The following is a 5,534-nucleotide window of genomic DNA, read 5'->3' as shown; positions in this document are numbered from 1 at the left end:
ATGCTGCTTCGTGCGTTGGGAGCCCCCCAAACGACCACTTCGAAGACCTTTTGCTGCTCGAACAGATTGCCAACCTCGAGCCCGGCGAAGACCGTCGCTGCCGCGCGCCGGATGTCTCCCGGTTTCAGTCCACGTGCGGCAGCCTCCGCAACGTCGACCTTGACCTCGATTTCGGGCGAGAAAGCGTTCTTGTCGATGCGTACGGAGTTGATGCCGTCAACGGCGGCGATTCTCGCCGCGACGAGCTTTGCCTGCTCTTCAAGCACGGCCGTCTCGGCCCCTTCGATGCGGACCACCACTGGTTCGCCGGCGTCGGCGAAGATCCGCCCGGCCGTACTGGCCAGATAGCCTTCAACCTTCACCTCGAGGTCCGCGAAGCCTTCCATCGTGTCGCGAATTTGCGACAGTGCGGCGGCTCGGTTCCCCCGCTCGTCGAGCCCAATCCAGAGCTGCCCGGATTCGATGCCGGTGACCTGGTCGCCCGTGATGGCCCTGCCGAGATGGCCAGCGACAGAGCTGACTCCATCGATTGCGCGGACTTCGGATTCCAGTCGCGCCATCGTGCGGATCATGGCGGGCAAGGATGCACCCGGCGCGGCCTTGAACGAAACGCGGACGGTGCCTTCGTCAAAGGACGGCGACGGCGACCACTTCAGGGCGGGCGTCGCCGCGAGTAGCGCCAACACTCCGAGACCCACGATCGCATAGGCAGGACCGGTCGTCGCCGAGAACCTCCCCAGCAGCCGCCCATAGGCCGCACCGAACAGCCGCGCCACCACAGGTTCGGACCTGTTTCCTGCTGCGCTGCCCGAACGGAAAAAAACCATCGCGAGGGCGGGCGCCGCCAAGAGCACGACGACCATGGCAGCGGCCACCGTGACGCCATAGGCCTGAGCCAGCGGCCGGAAGAATGCCGCGGTTTCGCCGTCGAGTCCGAGTATCGGAGCGACCGCCAGCAGACCGATCACCGCTGCATAGATCATTGGCTTGCCGATTTCGCCGATCGCATCGAATAGAGGCGCGGCGAGCGGACGGCCGCCACCGGCACGAAGGCGTCGCCCGAGGGCCTCGGCAGCCACTACCGCAGTGTCGACCACGAGGGAAAGCGCGGCCGCGAGGCCGGCCAGGTGGATCAGGTTGAAGATCGGGCTGCTGAAATAGAGAGCGACAAGTGCCGCGACATACGACAGGACGATCGCGACGACGGCGACGCTCGCCGTGCCGACCGGCGTCAAGGACAGGAAGAGGGCTACGGACACGACCACCATGGCGGCGATCACCATCCGGACCAGATTGGCCAAGGCGCTGTCGACATAGTCGGAGGCGCGGTAGAGGGAGGCGTCGATGTCGATGCCCGGCATGCCTTGGCTCAACTCCGCGAGCGCAGCTTCGACCCCCGCTACGACCGCTTTGGTGTCGACGTTGGGAAGCTTCTCGACGACGAGGATGAGGCCAGGCTGTCCGTTGATCATCGCATCGCCGATCAGCGGCGGATGGCCTTCGACGACCTCGGCCACGTCTCCTAGCCTGAGCGCGGAAGACGGGACAGCAACCTTCGTCAGGTCGCTGGCCTTGCTGATCGGTTGCACATGCTGGATGCCGAGCCTCTGGTTCGGCGTGTCGATCCAGCCTCCGCTTCCGAGTACTGACGCTTCCAGATAACTGAGCGGCGAGACCCAGAGCGAATCCCCGGCGCTCTCTACGGCTTCATCGAGCGAGACGCCTGCCGATTCGAGGCGCTGAGGTTCGATTTGCACCTGAAGCTGGCGAGCGCGCTGGCCCCAGATCGCGACGTTGGCGACGCCCGGCACGCTGAGCAGCTTCGGCGTCATCGTCCACCGGGCCAGCACCGACATGTCGATCAGCGACACGGTCTTGGACGACAGTCCGACGATCATGGCGCGGCCTGCCGCCGACTTCGGCTGCAGCATGGTGGGCGGCTTCGAGACATTGGGCAGGGCCCAAGCCATCGTAAGACGCTCCTGCACCATTTGTCGGGCTTTCATCGGATCCATGCCGGGCTCGAAGGTGAGCAACACCGAAGCCATCCCCGGCACCGACTTGGAATGAATTGATTTGAGGAACGGCGTCGCGGTCAGAATCTCTTCGAGATTGATGGTCACCAGGCTTTCCACTTCGCCTGTCGACAAGCCGAGCGCCTCGGTCTGCACCTCCACGACCGGCGCCCCGAACTCGGGAAGAGCATCGGTTTTGGCCTTGGGAAGCAGAACGGCACCCGCCGCTACCAAGAGTAGCGCGGCTGCTAGGACCAGATGCCGAAATTCGAGACTCAGCTTGACGAGCGTTTGCAGCACGGCAACCCCCCGCGATTCCGCGGCGCGCGAAAGCGCGCCTGCGACAGATCAGAGACAGTCCCAAAGCGTATCATGCGGGAGGGCGCCGCATAATTAATCAATATTGCAAGGCGCTATTACCGTATATCCGGCGGGTCTCTAACTTTTGGAGTAGAGAAATAGTTCATACAAATTTATTAGGATAGCCACTCACGCCGTGAGTGCTCGCGTCGGTTGCATGCGCGTGTGTCTGTTTCCAGCGAAAGGCTGGACGTGCTCTGGCGCAATTTGCCTCGGTCGGGGAGTGCCCGAATATTGATTCGAGGAAGGCGAAGCGGGACCGCCAATTTGCTGCGCCGGCGGTCCTCGGGGGAGCGTACCGGGCGCGGAACAGCGAAGCAGTGTTGTAGAGATGCGACACGTTTGCGTTTGTATGAGACAAGTCGCGTTTGTAAGGGACAAAATGACGAAATCGCAGTTGCCACAGTGGAACCATCGGATATCATCGACGCGTGGTGCATCTCATGGGGGCTCGCCGGTCATTCGCCTTTTTATCTTAGCACTTAGTGGCATAGGGCTGCTGTACTCTTCGGCTTCGGCACTGGCGGAGGAGCACGAGCGGGCTCTGGCCGAAGAAACGATACCGGCTCTGGCCGAAGAATGCGCTGCGCCCTGCGCGGGGTACGAGGCTACCGCGGAGCTGCAGAACGACTGGATATTTGGCGCACATCCGTCTTTCCTGAGATCCGATGTGTTCTTTCCGAAGTTGGAGCTCGATCTTTTCTACGCGCCGACGGATTATCTTCGGTTCGTGAGCGCCATCATTACCGAGCCCGTGGTCGACCCGGAACCCGGGGAGGATGCGGCCTTTCAAGGGATCGGCACCTATGTCGGTGAGCTCTACGCCCTCGCTAAGGTCGATCCCCTGACCGTGAGGGCCGGAAAGTTCGACACGGTGTTCAGCCTGGCCAGCGAAGCCCTGCCGGGGATACACGCCCCGGATCTGGCGTCTGTTTTTGACGCTGACGAACGTCTGGGTGGCGAAGCTGTTGTTGGCTTCGAGGGCTTTGGGCTGAACCATGCCCTGGCCGCGACGGTATTCACGACCGACCGGACGTTCCTCAGCGAGTCGCTCTTTACCAACCGTGGACGGCTCACGCTGGCGGATGGCGGTGCCGGCAACACCACCGGTTTATCCTCATTCTCGGTTACCCTTGATGGCTGCAAAGGCGCAGAAAAGGGCGATTGTTACAAGGACGGTGAATTTGGCTATCGCCTTGGCATCCGATACCAGAAGCCCGGGCTCTCCGCCGACACAGGGGAGGAGGAGGAAGAAGAAGAGGAACCGCTGCCGGGGACCGGCAATGAATTGGCCTACCTTGCTGCCGCCACTGGAAGCTTCGACCTCAACGGGAACACACTGAGGCTTCTCGGCGAATCGGCCTACCTTAAGCATTTCGATGGCGGTCCGGACGACGCTCTGCTTCTCACCGGATCTGTCGCGCTGGAAGTGCAACCTATGACCTACATAGCCACCTACACGCATCAGCGGAACCTTGTCGCCGACGGTCCGGACACCCGCGAGCAATTGGCGGATTTCGAAGTAATTTATGCGTCTGGGGAAGAAGAAGACGCGCCGTCCGGCGCGGCGAAATGGAACCTCGGCGCCGCCTACACATTCGCGGAGAATGCTGAGGACGAGAGAACGCACACCTTCAGTGTGCGCGCGACGCTCCAATTCGGCGGACACGTGAAGTTAGGCAGGTAGGTTCGACCGTCCGAATGTCCGGCGCTTGTTGACGGCTGCCTTCTGCTGAACTCGAGTGAGGTCCGCAAGCCCGTCTGCCTGCGCCGGACTTGTTTCTTCTCTCAGGCTGATTGAAGCTATGTCAGCGACCCTTCAGTGCAAGAGTTTCGCCCATCAGCCCTTCACTTCCTTTCCATCCGGATCGAAGACGGGCTGAACGTTCTTGCCCTTGTAGCTTATCTGGAACTCGTAACTCACCTTGCCGTCGCGCATCAGCTTCTCCGCAAGCTTGATCTTTCCACCTGCGAATTTCGTATCAACGGCCGCACGCACCGATTGAGGCACCGCTTCCATCGGAATTGATTCCTCGACGACGATGACCTTACCGTCTTGATGGTAGAGCACATCGCGCGTCATTGCGCCCTCGACGCTTGCTATCTCGAAAACCAGTTCTCCGTTCTCGACCTCGCGGGCGCATGCCTTGACCTTAGCGACGGGAAAATCCTTGTGGAACCTGTCCCGCACCACCAACGGCACCTTCTTGCAGGCGATCGGCTGTTCCGCGGCCGACGCGCCGGTCGCCCCGGCAAGCACGAGGACGAACGCGCCGGGCGCTAGGTAGTAACCAGCAGGTTTCATGGGAGACCTCCTTCATATGATCTCATCGGAGCACCAACACTGGAGTCGACCAGACAAGCACGCAGTGCCGCTTGCCGCCTCTGCCGGGGGCCGAGTTCGCGTACTCCTTGCTTATGGCTCTGCTGGCGGTGTGCGGTTTGTACGTATTTGCGCGAGCTTCGCCTGCAGCACTGCGACCCATCAAGTTGACAAGTGTTGCGCAACCGACCCGCCGCGCCAGCGGAGCGTAGGCTGGCTAAGGGAGCCAGTGCGACCGTTGCCCGACGTTGGAAACCCAAGATAGGACAAAGCGCGCCGGCGGACCGATAGCCCAAAACGGCTTTGCCGGCCTAACCGAAAGCCGTAGCGGCTCATGCGAAGTTCCGGACGTCCCGAGCGGGAGGTGGCGCCGTTCCGGGACCGTCGTCGCTCCCGTCGCGATCATGCCTTTTTGCAGCCGCAGCTCCAGCGCCTGCTCGGCGACGACTTCCTTCAAGCGCTATGATGAGCCGAAATCTCGCTCTCTCAGTTAAGCCCACTCTGGCGTTGATGTCGGACATCACGGACGAGGCCCCTTCGCAAAAAGGGGTAATCCCGTCGCAAGCGAGTCAGCTCAACTGCCGAATCGTAAAGCCTAACGACCGCAGCGATAAATAGGCGCGTCAACCTGAAAGCGTGCTGGCAGGCACCAGGGAGCCTGCACTGAATGTCTCGCGGAAGTGTCGCCGTAGCGCCCGGCTCATCTGCTCACGTCTTCGCGCCCGAAGACCCTAACAAGTCCTATTGGTCACGAAAGGCGTTTTGCCTGCAGCGCCGTTTGGGCCGAGGAAGCCAAGAACCCGGCCGGCGCGCAGGGGGAACGATCGACACAGCAG

General features: G+C 61.7%; 3 protein-coding genes. 1 reads left to right on the top strand and 2 read right to left on the bottom strand.

The features are described 5' to 3' along the window. A partial coding sequence (locus EOA60_RS16470) for an efflux RND transporter permease subunit (protein WP_164899347.1) occupies positions 1-2,315 on the bottom strand: 2,315 nt, incomplete at its 3' end. 442 nt (positions 2,316-2,757) lie between these two features. On the opposite strand from EOA60_RS16470, the gene EOA60_RS16465 reads away from it, so the two are divergent. After that, entirely contained in the window at positions 2,758-4,062 is a 1,305-nt protein-coding gene (locus EOA60_RS16465; RefSeq protein ID WP_245322446.1) for a hypothetical protein, read from the top strand. A 153-nt stretch (positions 4,063-4,215) separates the two neighbouring features. On the opposite strand, the gene EOA60_RS16460 is transcribed toward EOA60_RS16465, so the two are convergent. After that, on the bottom strand, positions 4,216-4,680 hold the full coding sequence (locus EOA60_RS16460; RefSeq protein WP_095825624.1) for a hypothetical protein: 465 nt from the start codon (positions 4,678-4,680) through the stop codon (positions 4,216-4,218). Positions 4,681-5,534 lie beyond the last annotated feature (854 nt).

Origin of the sequence: Mesorhizobium sp. M1A.F.Ca.IN.020.06.1.1 (genome assembly GCF_004023265.1) — a bacterium.
Lineage (GTDB): Bacteria > Pseudomonadota > Alphaproteobacteria > Rhizobiales > Rhizobiaceae > Mesorhizobium.
The sequence above is the reverse complement of the archived record's forward strand: the minus strand, read 5'-3'. Positions and strand labels throughout refer to the sequence as shown.